The 18645-nt window shown below is 42.1% G+C and carries 12 protein-coding genes; all 12 read right to left on the reverse strand.

Annotated elements, in window-relative coordinates; all coding sequences use genetic code 11:
* Positions 1-82: 82 nt before the first annotated feature.
* The 12 genes from NML76_RS02835 to ptsP all read right to left on the reverse strand — a co-directional run bounded on the left by NML76_RS02835 (position 83) and on the right by ptsP (position 18641).
* Positions 83-964 carry a F0F1 ATP synthase subunit gamma gene (locus tag NML76_RS02835; RefSeq protein WP_201036914.1) on the reverse strand — a complete coding sequence of 294 codons (882 nt, stop codon included), beginning with the start codon at positions 962-964 and terminating at the stop codon, positions 83-85.
* Between the two features lie 15 nt (positions 965-979).
* On the reverse strand, positions 980-2485 hold the full coding sequence (gene atpA, locus NML76_RS02840) for a F0F1 ATP synthase subunit alpha (protein WP_003006447.1): 1506 nt from the start codon (positions 2483-2485) through the stop codon (positions 980-982).
* A 15-nt stretch (positions 2486-2500) separates the two neighbouring features.
* Positions 2501-3037 (reverse strand): F0F1 ATP synthase subunit delta, encoded by a 537-nt coding sequence (locus NML76_RS02845; protein WP_024055549.1) that lies wholly within the window; start codon positions 3035-3037, stop codon positions 2501-2503.
* On the reverse strand, positions 3037-3531 hold the full coding sequence (gene atpF, locus NML76_RS02850; protein ID WP_004219970.1) for a F0F1 ATP synthase subunit B: 495 nt from the start codon (positions 3529-3531) through the stop codon (positions 3037-3039). The genes NML76_RS02845 and atpF overlap by 1 nt, the downstream gene beginning before the upstream one ends.
* Positions 3532-3550: 19 nt before the next feature.
* Entirely contained in the window at positions 3551-4264 is a 714-nt protein-coding gene (atpB, locus tag NML76_RS02855) for a F0F1 ATP synthase subunit A (protein ID WP_023917700.1), read from the reverse strand.
* 33 nt (positions 4265-4297) lie between these two features.
* Positions 4298-4498, reverse strand: coding sequence for a F0F1 ATP synthase subunit C (locus tag NML76_RS02860; RefSeq protein ID WP_003006433.1), 201 nt, complete (start codon positions 4496-4498; stop codon positions 4298-4300).
* A gap of 228 nt (positions 4499-4726) precedes the next feature.
* On the reverse strand, positions 4727-10681 hold the full coding sequence (locus NML76_RS02865) for a ZmpA/ZmpB/ZmpC family metallo-endopeptidase (RefSeq protein WP_254732614.1): 5955 nt from the start codon (positions 10679-10681) through the stop codon (positions 4727-4729).
* 233 nt (positions 10682-10914) lie between these two features.
* Entirely contained in the window at positions 10915-12342 is a 1428-nt protein-coding gene (gene glgA / locus NML76_RS02870) for a glycogen synthase GlgA (protein ID WP_254732616.1), read from the reverse strand.
* Positions 12342-13478: a glucose-1-phosphate adenylyltransferase subunit GlgD gene (gene glgD, locus NML76_RS02875; RefSeq protein ID WP_254732618.1), complete on the reverse strand. Its 1137-nt coding sequence runs from the start codon at positions 13476-13478 to the stop codon at positions 12342-12344. Before glgD ends, glgA begins: the two co-directional genes overlap by 1 nt.
* Entirely contained in the window at positions 13468-14610 is a 1143-nt protein-coding gene (locus NML76_RS02880; RefSeq protein ID WP_049523676.1) for a glucose-1-phosphate adenylyltransferase, read from the reverse strand. Before NML76_RS02880 ends, glgD begins: the two co-directional genes overlap by 11 nt.
* 50 nt (positions 14611-14660) lie before the next feature.
* Complete coding sequence (glgB, locus tag NML76_RS02885) at positions 14661-16568, reverse strand: 1,4-alpha-glucan branching protein GlgB (protein ID WP_070673841.1); 1908 nt, start codon at positions 16566-16568, stop codon at positions 14661-14663.
* Positions 16569-16907: 339 nt separating this feature from the next.
* Positions 16908-18641: a phosphoenolpyruvate--protein phosphotransferase gene (gene ptsP, locus NML76_RS02890; protein ID WP_003006414.1), complete on the reverse strand. Its 1734-nt coding sequence runs from the start codon at positions 18639-18641 to the stop codon at positions 16908-16910.
* Positions 18642-18645: the final 4 nt, after the last annotated feature.

Genomic DNA, 18645 nt, shown 5'->3' on the forward strand with positions numbered 1-18645 from the left:
ATTCTCCTATTCTAAGTAATTTCTACTGCTCAAAAGTTCTCTTTCGAGCATCCGTTTTTGTATAAAAAATTGTATCCGACAACTATTCAAGGGCGCTAGCACCTGCAACGATTTCGGTAATTTCTTGTGTAATCGCTGCTTGACGAGCACGGTTGTATTGAATCGTTAATTCATCAATGACTTTCTTGGCATTGTCTGTTGCAGTTTGCATGGCCATCATCCCCGCAGCATTTTCAGCTGTTTTAGCATCAATAATGGCACCATAGATCATGCTTTCAGCAAATTGAGGGAGCAATTGATCCAAAATGGCATCTCGACTAGATTCCAATTCTAGATTCAATACATAATCCTCATCTGCTTCATTGGGGTCCAAATCAATAATCGGAAGCATCTGTTCTACCCGCATTTGACTAGTCAAACTGTTGACGTGATGGTTGTAACAGACGTACAACTCATCAAACAAGCCTTCCTGATACATTTGGACTGTTTTCGAAATGATCGTACGAACTTCCTTAAAGCTAGGTTGATCAGGCAAACCACGCAATTCATAAACCGGCTGAATCCCACGGGCACGGAAGAAATCCGCACCGACACTTCCAATACAGATCACTTCAAAGTCATCTCCAGTTGGATGGTATTCTGCCTTCATTTCCATCATGGTTTTAAGGATGGAGGCATTGTAGCCTCCGACCAAACCACGATCAGATGTAATCACGATATAAGCTGTCTTATTTACCGGCCGACTCACCAACATAGGATGGGATTTGGCATTTTCTGTTTCATGTCCATGGAGCAAGTCTGTTAGTAACTTACGTACCTTAGCGGCATAAACCTGAAAATCCTTGGCTGCTTGCTCAGATTTCCCGAGTTTAGCAGCAGACACCATCTGCATAGCATTGGTAATTTGACTGGTATTTTTAGTGGATGCAATTTTATTTTTTATATCATTTAATGAAACTGCCATCTTCCACTCCTATTTCTATTTGAAATTTGACTGGTTGACAAATTCTGTAAGGGCTGCATCCAGTTCTTCTTCTGCTGGAAGATCATGTGTCGAACGAATCGTCTCAAAGATTTGGTTATAATGTGCTTCAAAGTAATCAAACAACTCTTCTTGGAAACGAAGAATATCGTCTACTGGAACACTATCTAAGAAACCATGAGTCAAGGCATACAAGATCACGACTTGTTTTTCAACTGTCAATGGTTCATGAACAGGTTGTTTCAAGACTTCAACTGTTCGGCGACCACGGTTCAATTTCGCTTGAGTCGCAGCATCCAAGTCACTACCAAATTTCGTGAAGGCTTCCAATTCACGGTATGAAGCGAGGTCGATACGAAGAGTACCCGCAACTTTCTTCATAGCCTTGATTTGGGCAGCTCCCCCTACACGGGATACAGAAGAACCTGCATCAATGGCCGGACGAATACCAGCATTGAACAAACTATCTTGCAAGAAGATTTGTCCATCTGTGATCGAAATCACGTTGGTTGCGATATAAGCAGAAATATCTCCTGCTTGGGTTTCAATGATTGGAAGAGCTGTAATAGAGCCACCACCCAATTCATCTGAAACTTTAGCTGAACGTTCCAACAAACGGCTGTGGAGATAGAAGACATCCCCTGGGAAGGCTTCACGTCCTGGTGGACGACGAAGAAGAAGGGACAATTCACGGTAGGCTACGGCTTGTTTTGACAAATCATCATAGACGATCAAAACGTGTTTACCGTTATACATGAACTCTTCTGCCATGGCAACCCCGGCATAAGGTGCCAAGTAGAGCAATGGAGACGGTTGGGAAGCCGAAGCGGTTACCACAATCGTATAATCCATGGCTCCGTATTTACGAAGAGTTTCTACTTGCGTACGAACTGTTGATTCTTTTTGACCAATCGCCACATAGATACAGATCATGTCTTGACCCTTTTGGTTCAAGATGGTATCGATGGCAATCGAAGTTTTCCCTGTTTGACGGTCCCCGATAATCAATTCCCGTTGGCCACGTCCGATTGGAACGAGGGCATCAATGGCTTTCAAACCAGTTTGTAGGGGTTCTGAGACAGATTTCCGTTGCATAACACCAGGAGCTGGTGTTTCAACTGGACGGAATTTATCTGTTACAATCTCACCCAAACCATCTACTGGTTGGCCAAGTGGGTTGACAACCCGACCAATCAAGGCATCCCCTGCAGGGACTTCCATGATTTTACCTGTACGACGGACAGAGTCTCCTTCACGAATATCCGTGAAATCACCCAAGATGATGATACCGACATCCGTTGTCTCTAAGTTTTGGGCCATCCCGTATGAGCCATTTTCAAAGATCAACAACTCACCACTCATGGCATTTTCAAGACCATGAGCACGGGCAATCCCGTCACCAATGTAGGTTACAACACCTGTCTCAGTGACGTCAAAGTTTGGCTTGAAATTTTCAATTTGTTGCTTAATTAAAGCGCTGATTTCTTGTGCGTTAATCGCCAAAATTCACACCACTTTCTATTTCAATTTAGATTTTATAACTTGCAATTGGTGTTTGAGACTGGTATCCAACGTTTTATGATTGGCTGTCACGACAAAGCCACCAATTAAATCTGGATCGATCTTTTGTTGGATCGAGCGAACTTGAATCCCAAATTTTCTTTCGATAATGGGGATTAGCTTTTGCTCTTGAACAGGATCCAAACCAGCAACCGTCGTAACAGTGACGACAAAAGCGTTGCTCAACAGTTGAATCTGATCCAAACAAATCGTTACAATGTCATAAAATAAGGCTTCACGATGATTGAGAATAACCACTTCAATCAAATGGTCGAGTAATTGTGAATCCGAGGGTTGAAAAAGTCTGAGACTTTTTGCTTTCTCTTCATCCTCTACACCGATATGAGCTAAGAAGTTAGCAAGTCCAGTCTCTTCAAAAATACCCTTGATTTGAGTCAATTTTTCAAAGACTAGGTCTTGTTCTCCTTTTTCAAAGACCAATTGAACAAAAGGCTGGGTATATTTCTCAATCACCATCAGTTGCTTTTTGTCCATTAGGCTTCTCCTAATTCATCAAGATAGCGATCGATCAGTTGGCGTTGACCTTCAGCATCCAGCTGTTGGCTCAACAATTTGCTGGCAAGATTGACAGTGAGATCTGCCACATCACCTTTGATACTGTTCAATGCTTCTTCTTTGTTATGCGCAATTTCTTGTTGCGCTTTTTCTTTCAAACGTACTGCTTCTTGAGTGGCTTCTGAAAGGATCTGAGATTTATTCTTTTCTGCAGTTTCCTTTGCATTTTCGACGATAGACGCAGCTTCTTTGCGGCTACCTGCCAACTCTTCTTCACGTTTACTTGCTAGTTCCTCAGCTTTTTGACGAGCTGATTCTGCTCCATCAATATCATCTGTAATCTTTTTGGCACGCGCTTCTAAAATTCCATTGATATTGTTCCATGCAAATTTCTTTATTAAAAAGATTAATAATAGGAAGGAACCAGCAATGAGAATAAAGTTACCAATAATTTCACTCATTGATACATGCATTCTTCTACTCCTCCTCTACTTACTCTTCGCCATTAATTTTCTTACCAATATAAATTGATGACAACATGGTAAACACATAGGCTTGGATACATGAAATGAAAATCGAAAACGCTGTCCACGCCATGCTTCCAATAAAGGCAAATGGATACCAATAAACAGCTTGATGCGACAAAGTCACAAGCAAGCTTGCTAGTACCTCACCCGCAAAGATATTTCCGAAGATCCGAAGGGCCAAGGAGGCAAAATTCGTGAATTCTTCCAAAATATTCATGGGGGTCATAAATCCGGGTGTCACAAAAGCCTTTAAATATTCCTTCACACCACGTCTGCGAATTCCTTCTACATGGGCGATTAAGGTGATCAAAAATGAAAAGGCAAAGTCATAACCCAGGTTAGCGGTTGGTGATGTCCACAAATTGTAACCATTGGTCGTTTCGATTTTAGCCATCAATCCAATGTTATTGGCTACTAAAAGAAAGAGGAAAAGAACAAACAAGAACAAGGAATAGTCCTTTATGTAATGTTCCCCAATATTTCCTTTTGTAAAGCCTACGACAAAGTCATATGCGTATTCCAGCACATTTTGTTTGCCTTTTGGTCGGATCGACATTTTTCGACTGGCCCAATAAATGAAGCCAAAAACGGCGAAAACAGAAATCAGGGTCATAGCAAGTAGGGTCAAATTAAAAGATACAGGTCCAAGAGTAATCGTTGGATTGATACTTTCTTCCAAGGTTTGACACCTCCTTTTCTAAAATAGAAGCGTCTATTTGATAATAAAGGCCATAACCAAGGTTACGAAGAAAGTACCTTCGACAAAGGCAACACCAAGAATCAAGAGGCTACGCAATTGACCGATAATTTCTGGTTGACGAGACGCAGATTTCAATAAGCTACTCATCATCAAACCTTCTGCCAGTGATACACCAAAACAGGCTAAACAAAGACCTAAAAATGTTAAATTCATGATGAATTCTCCTTTTATAAATTTTACTTCCTTAGTTTACTCCTAAAAGATATAATAGTCAAATATTTCCTATAAAAGTAAGCGTTTTAGTGAAATTACGTTATTTTTTTAATATGATAATTTTTCCTATCTACGATTGATTTCTTTTAATTTTTAGTCGCTTTGTCCACCTCTATTCATTTTTTCTTCTAAAAAACTCTCACCTGCTCAGCAGATGAGAGAATTCGATTATTTAAAGATAGACGTTTTGAAACTGTCTGTTTGTTGCAGTAATTTCTTAAAGATTTTTTCTTTCAAGGCAAGGGTATTGTCAAATTTGACAGAACCATTCTTAAAACTGGCCTGATCTTTTTCAACCGCAGTTGCAAAGGCTTGTTTTAAGTCCTCATAAGAGCTATAAGTAGTCCCATCCACTTCAATAGCCTGAAGTCCATTTTTGGCACTGGTTACCACTTCATTGAAGTAGGCTTTCTTCCAGTCTTCAAGGGTACTGAATTTCCCATCAGAAATCTTTTGAATGATGTAATCATCCCCTAGAGTCGCATGACCTGCTTGTTTGGATTCTTGTTTATACTTGTTTGAAGCATAGCCTAAGAAGCCTTTTTCATAGCCATAGTAACCCCAGAGTCTGAAGGTATTGTGTTTGAAGGACATGGCTCCAGGAGCCCCTTCACTGGTGTTTCCACCATAGATCCCTGTCATCATCGGTACCGTCACATAGGCGGAGCCAAAGTCAGATGGATTATAGACTCCATTTCCAGGACTACGATTGGTCATGAAGTTGTTGGTGATGAGATCATCTACTGAATGTAAGGTGATCGCTTTTTCCTCATCGCTCAAAGGACGTACCTTATCAAATTGATTCTTGGTGTTAGCCCCTCGGTATTGTTTATCAACCTTCTTGAACCATGCATTGTTCAAGTCTTGACTGCCTTTGTTGAGGACAGCTTCTCCTTCTAGGTAATCCAGAAGCATGAGGGTGTCGTTATAGCCTTTCATATACCGATCAATTTCGTCACGTGACTTCAAATCATTTGGATTGGTATTGTACCATTGGTTCCCATCATTTGGACGTTCATAGGCCATGTTGATACCTAAGGCCTTGTATTCCCCATTTGGATTGGATACGGATGGCGTTTGTAACATGCCTTGGGCAAAGGCTTCGATATCGGTTCCTTCTCGGTGTCTCCAACCACCTAAGTATACCATGCGGTCATTGACGTGCGTTGTTTCGTGGGTAAAGGCAGAGACCCCAAAGTCACTGATCATATCGGTCACCATGAAGAAAACAGAGTCGTCTTTATATGGGTTTCCGTAAATTCGCGCCACAGCTCCCATGCGCCAATCTGTCGCATGGTAACGATCGGTTGGACCATACAATTCACGGATTGGAGCGACATCTTTGCCACTGTTGGTATGGCCGTAACGGTCTGTACTAATGCCCTTGTAGTTTTGGTTATCAAGGACAGGGGTCGGCACCATATTATTGCTCTTCAAGAGTTGATTGCGAACCTTATCCGTTGCTAGACGTGACCAGAAATCGAGATAATTTTGTTGCCCTTTCGCCACCTTGTCAATTTCCGCTTTGAAGGCATTCCGCTCTGCTTCCGTGTTCTTACCATATTTCTCGAAGGAACTATAAGCCATGGTATTGTATGTTGAAATCAAGAACATATGGGCATCTTTTAAGTTCAAGAGTGGCAAGATCATTTTACCGTGAACATCATTGTTTAAGCCCTCATAGGCTCTATGCTTAGCAGATGCGAAAGCTGGATTGGTCGTCTCAGGCTCCACAATATAGACATTGTCTTTGGTTGCTTTAATGAACCAATCATTCAAGTCTGTCTCTTTTGTGAAGAGCTCCATATTGTACTTCAAGAAGTCATTTAGGTTCCCAGAAAGAGTCGATTTAGCCACGACTTCTCGGAAGGCATCGTGGGTACGAGTCCCTTTGATGTAGTCTTCTTTTGAACCAATTTCAATCAAGCGGTCTAAGACATCAACATTCTTCCCATAGAAATCTGGCTTGAACAACATGAGCTGTTTGAGATTGACATCATCGAACTTCACTCCATAATAGCGATTGAGGTATGACAAACCAAGAAGAACAGCGGCCTTGTTGTCATCAACTTTCTTGATAAGGGCCCGTTTGGCAGCCTCATCTGTATTTAATTGATGATCTTGGTTTTCAACTAGTTGTTTGACAAAGTGAGTCAGATTATCCTTGACTGCTTGGAAGCTTTCTTCAAGGTAAAGGTTCTTAATGGCATTGACTTTGTTAGGACCTGTTCGACCAAGATGTGTGTAGATTGGATCTGATTGTAATTCGACAGGGCTTAATTTTTCAACGATCGCACCAATGAGATCGCTCCGGTCTTTGTCCACCATATTTGGCGTATAGACCACTTCACCGAGCTCCGCCACACTGTACTCTTTGACTTGTTTGACTTTAGACTCTTTCGGTGAAATGCTAAAGATATCTTTTGTCTTATCGGCATAATGGATCAGGATGTGATCAGCATCAGCTAGTTCAGTAACAAAATCATTGCCCTTCATAGCAGTCACAGACAAGACTTCCTTGGTCAAGAGAGGACTCGTTGCAGCCAATTTATTCCCTTGGTCGACAATCCATTCTTTGTTGTAGAATGGTTGCAATTTAGCAATATTGCGGTAAGCTAGCTCACGAGTCGCATCGTAAGCAGTGATAGCCTTGTATTGATCGTCTTTGCTAACAAGGTGATTGAGCGTATCTTCAATTGGTTTCCTGCTGGTGAATTTATCAGCAGTGATTCCCATTGCTTCAATCTTCTGCTCAGCTTCTGCCAGCGAGATGCTAGGGATTTTACGGGAGTTGTTAAAGGTTTTCTTCCCTTCACTCACGCCTTCCACACTGTAATTGCGCTTGGTTCTTGAATAGGTGAAATAATCATCTGCGTCGATATCCGAGTGTCCGAAGACCATCTCACCAGTTTTGACTTTCATCATGGTGATGTTGTCTTCAATAGCACCCAAGGCCCAGTTGGTCCCCAGTAACCCACCAGATTGAACAGCTTCTTTCAGTTCAATTGAACCTTTAGCAACTGAATTTCTGAGAACCCCTTCTTTACCTACTGTGTGGTTATTTCCACCATTTTGAGAGGAATAAGCCAAACCTGCAGCTTTGGCTTTATTCCCAGTGATTTCAGCATCAACGTAAGCTTTTTCTACGACACCCTTCCAGTTCTCACCAACAACACCCGCTAGATAGCCACCTTTGTTCCCAGCAGCGTGCAGTTTCCCGATAAAGGCGACATTACTTACTTTCCCACTGCCATCAATTTTATTGACGATCCCTGCTACGTCATTGTTCCCAACAACACTTCCTGTTACTTTAACATTCTCGACAGTTGCATTATTTTTGATAACACCTGCTATTGGGGCTACTCGATCTGTCCCAGGTAGGTCAATATTGACATTTTCAAGCAAGAGATTCTTAACCGAGCCACCTTCGATGTTCCCAAATAATGGTCTTGTAATGTTATGGATGGCAAATTTATTTCCATTCGTACTTTCCAAAATTCCCTTGAAGGCATTGGTCACATAGGATTTCCCTACTGGCTGGACATTAGTCGCATTCATATTGCTACCCAGTTTAAAGGTACCAGTCGGATTGGCTTGCATAGCTTTTACAAGTTCGTTGAAATTGTAGTAGACATCCCCTTCATGAGCTTTGGGTTTTGCAATATAGTGGACATAGTCCTCACTAAACTGGTTGTCCGCAGTCCGTTGAATGAGATCAGGAGCTTTGGCTGTTACTTTGTAGAGGGTCACGCCATCTACCGTTACTTCTTCAATTTTATCAACGGCTAGTTTTGTAACCTTATTATCATAGGTAGTGACCTTTAAGTAGTAAGGCTTCACATCTGATGGTGTTTCAGACAAGAGGCTGCTATCGGTCTCAAGACCTTGGTCATCCACGCTAATCAGACTGGTTTCCTTGATGTTTTTGATTTCAACTTTTTTAAGATCAATTCTCAGTGGTTTTTCCTTGAGAACTTCTTCTTCATCCCCATTTCCACGGTCATACACCATGGTCGTTGCGAGCGTATAATCCTTGTAGTAGTCCAAGTCCGCTAAAGCAGCTGCCAAGTCCGTCTCTGAAAGGGTCAGGGTTTTCACCACTTGATCACCCTTCTTCAATACAGCCTGGATGGACTTGATGGTCACACCGTCTGGTTTATCCAAATGATAAGTAGCTTTAGCACTGCGCTTCAATTCTTCCTTATCGACCTGGGTCAAAGTTAAGGTAGGCTTATCAAGTTCTTTGGTCCCTTGTTGAATGATCTGATCTTGGGCTTGTTCTACTACTTCTTCAGAAATTGTAGGAGCATCCGTTGTTTTGACACCTTTAATGGTCTTATAGACCTTGGTGATTTTTTTCTTCCCATTTTTACCGACTTGAGAAACCCTTTCGGTTCCTTTTAGCAAGGTAACATCTTGTTCGGTTACCGTCTTAAATGGAATTTCTTCAAACGAAACATCCTCTGTTTGGCCTTCAATCGCCTTAGTCCCACGACTAATTTTTTCTGTCACAGGAGCTTTTACCGTTTCAGTGGTCGTACTGAGAGGCTCGCCAATCTTCTCACCATTGACCGTCTTATAAACTCGACGAATCTCCTGGCTACCAGCCTCGCCTTTCTGAAGGAGGCTTTCTTCATCGGTGTAACGATTGGCGTCCGTTACATACTCTGTTTCATATGGAAGGATTACCGTTTCTGTCTCTGTTACCGTCCCTTCCGTTACTTGATAGGTTGGGTTCTCCGGTTGAATAGGGGCTTCGCCGACATGGCCTTCTTCTTGTGTCCCTTTAGCTTCCACCACACCTGTATAGGCTGGGTTCTCTGGTTGAACAGGGGCTTCGCCGACATGGCCTTCTTCCTGTGTTCCCTTGGATTCTACTACACCTGTATAGGTTGGGTTCTCCGGTTGAACAGGAGCTTCGCCGACATGGCCTTCTTCCTGTGTTCCCTTAGCTTCCACCACACCTGTATAGGCTGGGTTCTCTGGTTGAACAGGAGCTTCGCCGATATGGCCTTCTTCCTGTGTTCCTTTATCTTCCACCACACCTGTATAGGTTGGCTTCTCCGGTTGAACAGGAGCTTCACCGACATGACCTTCTTCTTGTGTCCCCTTAGCCGTTACAACTGGAGAAGGATTGGGTTGAGGGGTTGGTTGGGCATCTTCTTTTGTCCCAACAGCAAGAATTTGTGAAACTGGTTCTTTAGTGACCTTGCTTTCAACGACTCTGCGAACTTCTTGTCCATCTACCACACTCACTTCTGTCAATAGGGTCCGCTCCCCATTTTGACCAGCAGTCAGCACCTTGGTTTGCCCTTTAGGTAATGTAGGATCAGCTTGTTTGACAGTTTCAAATGGCACAGGCTCAGTAGAGACTTCCAGGCTTGGTTTTTCAACTTGAGGAAAGGCTGGAGAGACTTCTGGGGTCACACGAGCTTGTGCTTCCACTTGTGGAATACCTGTACTTGTTTTGATCGTTCCTTCTACAGAAGGTTTCGTTTCCTGCATAGCCTTTGGCTCTCGTAAGCTCGTCTTTTGGACTGACGGGTAGCGCAGATAACCAATATAGTCATAACCGTCAATTTGAATCACGCCATTTGCAAGATCTTTGCTCGATGCGATCGCAAGATCCTGATTATAGGCGCGCAAAACTTGATTTTGTAGGGCTGCGACTTCAACTGGAAGTAGAAGACTTTGTCCCATGGCTCCAATCAAAAGGACGCCCATGACCTTCTTCCGGTGCTTTTTAGAGAGTAAGAGGACCGCAAAGGAAGCTGTGGCTAGACTTAGCCCAAAAAGGGCGACTTCCTGACTTCCTGTTTGAGGAAGAACCGACTGAATTGCTTCCTTCTTCTTATAGACGAGATAGAAAGTATCTTCATTTTGATACTCTTCAGGGATTGCATGAATCACCTGTGCTTTTTCTTCAGCAGTCAGCTCTTCTTCTGTCACATATCCTAAGTGAACATGAGCAGGTAGAGTCATCTGATCAGCTTGGACAGGACGAGCTCCTAACAAGCTTCCTCCTAATAAAAAGGCTCCAATGGCCACCGGACCAACACCGACAGTTAATTTCCGAATCGAATATTTGGTCATTTTTTCAAACGTTTGTTTCGCTTTTTTCATCCTAAAATTCCTATATAGTAATATTTAACCCTCGAGCAGGGACCTGATTATTTTTAGAGAGGATGGGATCCTTTCCAGAAATAAGAACCTTCCCGGGATTTTTTACCTTTACCTATCTTATCTTTTTTCTTCTATTTTAGCAAGCTCTAAAACTCAAAAAAATAAACCGTTTTCTTTATAGGAAGAAAGCAACACAAAAAACGCCTCGAAAGGCGTTTGTATTATAGATCTATTTATAAGGATTGGTACAAATCATTGTATCGTTGACTAGCCGTATCCCATGAGAAGTCACGCGTCATAGCTTGCTCTTGGAGACCATACCAAGCCTGTTTGTCATTGTAGTAGACAGCCAAGGCTTCATCAACTGCCCAGTTAAACCAATAGCCAGACAAATTATTGAAACTAAAGCCTGTTCCACTTCCATCAACAGCATTATACGGTTGGACCGTATCTCGAAGTCCGCCGACTTCATGCACTAAAGGAAGGGTTCCATAACGCATGGCCATCATTTGAGAAAGACCACACGGTTCAAAACGGCTTGGCATCAAGAAGACATCCGACGCTGCATAGATTTCTTGGGCCAATTGGACATCAAATGTGATATTCGCTGAAAGTTTATCTGGGTAGGCTTGACCAAACCAAGCAAAGGCATTTTCAAATCCAGGATCTCCTGTACCGAGCAAGACAATCTGAATATCCTTTTGCAAGAGTTGATGCAACTCTTCTACCACCACGTCAAAGCCTTTTTGACGTGTCAAACGAGAGACGATCCCAAACAAAGGAACATCATCGCGAACAGGTAGACCGACACGTTCTTGAAGAGCTCGTTTGCTATCTGCTTTACCCGAAAGATCTGAGAGACTGAAGTGATACGTCAAGAGTGGATCCGTTTCAGGGTTATACAGATCCGCATCAATCCCGTTAACAATTCCGGTGACCTTGCCAGACTCCATCCGAAGGATCTGATCCAAGCCACAACCATATTCAGCAGTCATAATCTCATGCGCATAGCTAGGAGAAACAGTTGTCACACGGTCAGCATATAGAATGCCGGCTTTCATCCAGTTCAGGCAATCATTCCACCGAAGAGTTCCATCTGCATAGCGTTCAAATCCAACTCCGAATAGGTCCCATAACATTCCTGGGTCGAACTGACCTTGGAATTCCAAATTATGGATAGTCAATACTGTTTTAATTCCATGATAAGCTTGAATCCAACGGTATTTTTCCTTCAGCAAGAAAGGAATCATCGCTGTATGGTAATCATGGGCATGAAGAACATCTGGAATGAAGTCAACCCGTTCCATCGTTTCTAAGGCCGCGAGCTGGAAGAAGGCAAAGCGTTCGCCATCATCGAAGTCACCATACACATGACCTCTAAAGAAATAATGTTGGTTATCAATAAAGTAAAAGGTGACGCCATCGCGCACAATGCGTTTCACACCAACATATTGACTTCTCCAGCCAACCTTGGTCTCAAAATGCAAGACATCTTCGATTTGATCTCCAAACTTAGCCTCTACCATATCATAGTAAGGGAGGATCACGCGCACATCATGACCACTTTTCGCTAAGGATTTAGGAAGAGCGCCAATAACGTCTCCCAAACCACCTGTTTTAGAAAACGGTGCTCCTTCAGCTGCAACAAATAATAGTTTCATTAGACAATATCCTCTGTAACAATCGTTCCTTTTTTAACCACGACAGGTGCTTCTTCTGTCCCACGAATCGTCACACCAGCAGCGACTTCGACACCCTTATCCAGGATGGCATATTCGACGATTGCATTTTCATGAATCACAACACCAGGGAAGAGAAGACTACTGCGGACTTCTGAACCTTCATGAAGGTGTACCCGACGTGAAACAACGGAGCGTTCAACGGTTCCTTCTACAATACTACCCGAAGCAAATTGAGACGTTTTAATATGTGAAGTCTTGGAATAATACGTTGGTTCTTCATTCTTCACTTTCGTATACACCTTTTGGTTTGGTGAAAAGAGCTTCATGAATTTTTGGTTTTCCAACATATCCAAGTTTGCATGGTAGTAGGATTCAACTGAATGAATATTGGCTAGGTAACCTGTATATTCAAAAGCAAAAGCATTGTATTCCACCGCCAAATCACGCAAGATATAGCGCAATTTTTGTGGGTATTCTTTCTTGGCTTCTTCTTCAATTTTTTCAATCAACCAAGGAGTATCCACAATAAAGACATCTGTTGACATGTTGTAGACTTCATCAGGAGACTTGCTGTCAAACAGTTTTTGCTCCGTAACATGGTCTGTCTCATCAATCTGTAGAATCGCATTCACTTCAGAGATATTTTGAGGATGCAACTTTTTGTAAACAACTGTAATCGGACGGTCAACGCTATTATGCAAGTGGAAAACTTGATTGAGGTCAATATTCATCAAAACATCACAGTTTAAAGCAACTGTTTGGTTGGAACCAGACCGTTTCAAATAGGTCAATAATTGTTGGTAGTATTCTGGCCCTACCGTTGTATTTTCAACTGGAGTATTATAGATTCCAAGGTAATAGTGGCTCAATAAAGTAGACAAGCCCCACTCACGACCTGAACGAATATGGTCAAAGACCGAACTAATATTTTCTTGTTGGAAAATCCCAAAAACACTACGAATACCAGCATTCGCAAGGCTAGACAATGGGAAGTCAATCAAGCGGTATTTCCCATCAAACGGTAGGGAGGCTACCGGACGATGGCTGGTCAAAGTGGACATATCATGATACCCAACTGTATTTCCTAAAATGGCTGAATATTTATCAATCTTCATCTGTTGCTACCCCCACTTTTTCATTGTAACCGACAACTTGTACTTCCTCTGTTCCATCAATCACGACACCTTCTGCAATGACTGCGCCTTCTCCAATAATCGCGCGTTTCACAACAGCTCCTTTACCGATAATGGCATTGCTCATCACGACAGCATCTTCGACAACTGCTCCTTCACGAACTTGAGCTTCTGTTGATAAGATGGAGTGTTTGACTGTACCGTCTACCGAACAACCATCGACGACAAGAGAATCTTCGATGTGAGCATGTTCCCCAAAGAAGTTTGGTGGAGAAATGAGGTTGCGTGAATAGATTTTCCAGTGACGATCGCGACTATCCAAGGCATTATTTGGATCGATATATTCCATATTGGCTTCCCAAAGAGACTCAATTGTACCAACGTCTTTCCAATAGCCATTGAATTCATAAGCATAAACACTTTCGCCTGATTCTAGATAAGTTGGAATGACATTTTTACCGAAGTCTGACATATCGATATCGCTCTTTTCAGCAGCAACTAACATATTGCGCAGACGAGCCCAGTCAAAGATGTAAATCCCCATTGAAGCCTTAGTTGATTTTGGTTCAGCTGGTTTTTCTTCAAATTCGACAATCCGATTATTGGCATCTGTATTCATGATTCCAAAACGGCTTGCTTCCTTCAAAGGAACATCTAGGACGGCAACAGTCAAGCTTGCGTTATTATCCTTGTGTGCTTGAAGCATGTCATCGTAATCCATCTTGTAGATATGATCCCCAGATAGAATCAAGACATATTCCGGATTGATGCTATCGATATAGTCGATGTTTTGGAGAATGGCATGACTAGTTCCTTCGAACCACCGATTTCCTTCACTAGCTGAATAAGGTTGGAGAATAGATACACCCGTATTGATTCCATCCAAGCCCCAGCTGGAACCATTCCCAATATGGCTGTTAAGGGCAAGTGGTTGGTACTGTGTAATCACACCAACATTGTGAATTCCTGAGTTGGCACAGTTTGAGAGAGCAAAATCGATAATCCGATAGCGCCCACCAAATTGAACCGCAGGTTTCGCGATGTTTTTGGTTAATTTTCCAAGACGTGTTCCTTGCCCACCGGCAAGAATTAAAGCGAGCATTTCATTCTTCATTGACTACTTCCTCTTTTTAAAGCTTGGACTCCCTTAGAGTCAACCGATCATCATTTTTTATCTGATGTTTTAGATTTCGTTTTGCGAACCTTCCGTTTCACCTTCCAAATGCTAGCCCCTAAAGCCGGCAAAGTAAAGGTCAAAGTTTGTTCATAATCCTTCCACAGTCCATCTTGAGACTGAACTGTCGGATTGTGCTCTTTCCAGACACCTCCCCATTCTTCTAATTCTGTATTCCAAATTTCTTCATAGATCGCTGATACAGGAACACCGATCGTAAAGTCCTTGCGTTCCACTGGCGCCATATTGAAGACACACACCAGAAGATCGCCTTTTCGATTTTTCCGGATCATGGACAAGACGCTCTGATCACGGTTATCCGCATCAATAATCTCTAAGCCATCAAAGCTATCATCAATCTCCCACAATTCTTTATGTTCTTTGTAGAAATGATTAAGCTGAGCTGTGAAACGACGCATCTTAGCATTCATTTCATCCTCTAGATTGCCCCATTCCAGTTGCTCTTCTGACTTCCATTCCAAAAATTGACCAAATTCTGAACCCATAAAGAGCAATTTCTTTCCTGGATGGCAGATCTGATAGGTTAAGAGATTGCGAAGACCAGCAAATTGATTGTAGCGATCTCCCCACATCTTGTGCATCAAACTCTTCTTACCGTGCACCACTTCATCGTGTGAAAATGGTAGTAAGAAATTTTCGGAAAATGCATACATGAAACTAAAGGTTACCAGATTGAAATCATATTTCCGATAGACGGGATCTTCCTCATAAAAGCGTAGAATATCATTCATCCAACCCATATTCCATTTATAGTCAAAGCCTAGGCCGCCTTCTTCTTCAGGACCTGTGATCTTTTGACCAGCAGAACTTTCTTCAGCAATCATCATGACATCTGGATGATCGTTTTTTATAATAGCATTCAAACGTCTAAGGAAATGAACGCCCTCATAATTGAGGTTTCCTCCATCAATATTCGGAGTCCATGGACCACTATCGTAATCAAGATAGAGCATATTGCTCACAGCATCGACCCGAATTCCATCTAAATGATAGGTTTCAATCCAAAACTTCAAACTAGAAATCAAGAATGACTGTACTTGATTCTTTCCTAAATCGAAGTTCAAGGCTCCCCATCCGTAGTTATGGGCCCGATGTTCATCCTGGTATTCAAAGGTTGGTGTTCCATCATAATACGCCAAGGCATCATCATTGATAATGAAATGTCCTGGTACCCAATCCACGATCACTCCGATATTGTTGAGGTGGCATTCTTCCACGAAGTCTTGAAACTCTTCTGGGCTACCATAAGTCTGCTCGAGTGCAAAATATCCCATAAGCTGATAGCCCCAACTCAAGCCCAATGGATGGGCCATCACCGGCATAAATTCCACGTGGGTGTAGTTCATCTCTACCAGATACGGAATGAGTTCATCTTTTAGTTGTTTGAAGGTGTAGGAACTGTGATCCTCATTTCGTTTCCAAGATCCTGCATGAACCTCGTAAATATTAACAGGTCGTTCCTTAAAACCAAGTTTTTTACGGCGTGCTCTCCAGAGACCATCTTTCCAGTTTTTCTCTGGAATGGTCTTAATAATAGATCCTGTATTGGGTCTCTTTTCCATCCATAACGCTAGAGGATCGATTTTTTGCACCTGATGACCATTTTGTCGAGTCACCAAATACTTGTATATATCTCCCTCTTTTGCATCGGAACAGAAGACTTCCCAGACGCCTCCTTCATTACGAACCATTGGAATCTTACGAGCTTCCCAATCAGTGAAATCACCAATCAGATCCACCGCCTGAGCATTGGGAGCCCAAACACGGAAGGTAAAGCCTTCTTGTTCTCCCCTTGTTTCCTTGTGAGCTCCTAAGTACTCTTGAAGATGGAAATTATCCCCTCTTCCAAATGTCCATAAGTCTGTGCTTCTATCCATATACTCACCTCTTTGCTTTTGAAAGCGTTTTCTATTTGATATTATTTTACTATAAAATCACTTAATTTTCAAGTTGATTCCTGTAAAATCATGTAAAAATATCAGGAAAAGTTTTTCCATTTTCTTTCCCGAACCTTTTCTATCCTTCCTTGGTCATCCCCCTTTTCTTACTTACGATTATACTATATATACGAGGAAATTTAAACAAAAAACCGAACATTTTAGTCAATGTTTTTATTACTAACTAGTTTATTACGAATGAAATGGACATTTTTATAAAAAAAGTAAAAAAATCAAAAAAAATACTAAGACAGATGTGTCTTAGTATTTGATTCATTCTTAGTCTACGTTCACGTATTCTTTAGAAAGTTCAAGCACTTCTTCCATGGTTGAACATTCAGTCAGAGCACGGTTAGCGTATTCTTGCATTTTAGCTGTGTCGAGTTTCTTCATCAAGCTACGTGTACGAAGGACAGATGTCGCTGACATAGAGAACTCATCCAAGCCCATTCCGACAAGAAGTGGAACAGCAGTTTGGTCACCGGCCATTTCACCACACATACCTGCCCATTTGCCTTCAGCGTGAGCTGCTTTGATCACGTTGTTGATCAAACGAAGGATTGATGGGTTATATGGTTGGTAAAGGTATGAAACTTGTTCGTTCATACGGTCAGCAGCCATTGTGTATTGGATCAAGTCATTTGTACCGATTGAGAAGAAATCAACTTCTTTAGCAAATTGGTCCGCAAGCATTGCAGCAGCTGGGATTTCAATCATGATCCCTACTTGGATATCATCTGCCACAGCAACACCTTCAGCAAGCAATTTAGCTTTTTCTTCTTCAAGAATACCTTTAGCCGTACGGAACTCTGTCAACAAAGCAACCATTGGGAACATGATCCGCAATTTACCGTGAACAGATGCACGAAGCAAGGCACGCAATTGTGTACGGAACATTTGGTTACCTGTCTCAGAGATAGAGATACGCAAAGCACGGAAACCTAAGAATGGGTTCATTTCTTTAGGAAGATCAAAGTAAGGGAGTTCTTTATCCCCACCGATATCCATTGTACGAACAACCACAGGTTTACCATTCATACCTTCAAGAACAGCTTTGTAAGCTTCGTATTGGTCATCTTCCGTTGGGAAGTCTTGAGAATCCATGTACAAGAATTCTGTACGATAGAGACCAACAGCTTCTGCACCGTTATCGTTCACACCTTCAACATCTTTAGGTGTACCGATGTTAGCAGCCAACTCGAAGTGTTTTCCATCAGCAGTCACTGTTTTCGCATCTTTAAGGAGAGCCCATTCAGCTTTTTGTTTAGCATAAGCTTCACCAGCTGCTTTGAACTCTGCGATTTGTTCTTCAGTAGGGTTGATCACAACTTCACCAGTGATCCCTGAAACAGCCAAAACATCGCCATCTTTGACAAGTTCTGTAATGTTATTTGTACCAAGAACAGCTGCGATTTCAAGTGTACGAGCCATGATAGCTGAGTGACTGGTACGTCCACCGATATTCGTGACAAAAGCTTTTACATACTTTTTGTTCAACTGTGCTGTATCAGATGGAGTCAAGTCATGCGCAACCACGATTGCTTCTTCATTGATAGAAGCAGGGTTTGGCAATTTCTTCCCAAGCAAGTTGGCAAGGACACGTTTGGTAACGTCACGAATATCTGCTGCACGTTCTTGCATGTAAGGATTGTCTTCCATTCCTTCAAAGATCGCAATGAACATGTCAGTGACTTCTTTCAAGCCAGCTTCTGCATTGATTTTTTTCGTACGAATCGTTTCTTTGATCTGACCAATCATTTCAGGGTCAGCAAGAACCATCATATGCGCATCAAAAACTTGCGCTGCTTCTTCACCAAGGCTTGCTACTGCATTCTCCCGAATAAGAGAAAGCTCGTTTTGTGAAGCTTCAAGAGCTGCATCCAAACGAGCTTCTTCTGCACTTGTATCTTCGACTGAAACAGTCTCAAATGATAAGTCTGGTTGAATGAGCAAATATGCCTTAGCAACGGCAACACCGTCAGATGCTGCAATTCCTTTTAGCATTTTTGTCATATTT

The organism is Streptococcus sp. CF8_Ac1-9, from assembly GCF_024295565.1.
Taxonomy (GTDB): Bacteria; Bacillota; Bacilli; order Lactobacillales; family Streptococcaceae; genus Streptococcus; species Streptococcus parasanguinis_X.

Excerpts from the sequence above, each read along its gene's own strand:
- NML76_RS02835 (WP_201036914.1), bottom strand. The coding sequence starts at position 964 with ATGGCAGTTTCATTAAATGATATAAAAAATAAAATTGCATCCACTAAA.
- NML76_RS02845 (WP_024055549.1), bottom strand. The coding sequence starts at position 3,037 with ATGGACAAAAAGCAACTGATGGTGATTGAGAAATATACCCAGCCTTTT.
- atpF (WP_004219970.1), bottom strand. The coding sequence starts at position 3,531 with ATGCATGTATCAATGAGTGAAATTATTGGTAACTTTATTCTCATTGCT.
- NML76_RS02860 (WP_003006433.1), bottom strand. The coding sequence starts at position 4,498 with ATGAATTTAACATTTTTAGGTCTTTGTTTAGCCTGTTTTGGTGTATCA.
- NML76_RS02865 (WP_254732614.1), bottom strand. The coding sequence starts at position 10,681 with ATGAAAAAAGCGAAACAAACGTTTGAAAAAATGACCAAATATTCGATT.
- glgA (WP_254732616.1), bottom strand. The coding sequence starts at position 12,342 with ATGAAACTATTATTTGTTGCAGCTGAAGGAGCACCGTTTTCTAAAACA.
- glgD (WP_254732618.1), bottom strand. The coding sequence starts at position 13,478 with ATGAAGATTGATAAATATTCAGCCATTTTAGGAAATACAGTTGGGTAT.
- NML76_RS02880 (WP_049523676.1), bottom strand. The coding sequence starts at position 14,610 with ATGAAGAATGAAATGCTCGCTTTAATTCTTGCCGGTGGGCAAGGAACA.
- glgB (WP_070673841.1), bottom strand. The coding sequence starts at position 16,568 with ATGGATAGAAGCACAGACTTATGGACATTTGGAAGAGGGGATAATTTC.
- ptsP (WP_003006414.1), bottom strand. The coding sequence starts at position 18,641 with ATGACAAAAATGCTAAAAGGAATTGCAGCATCTGACGGTGTTGCCGTT.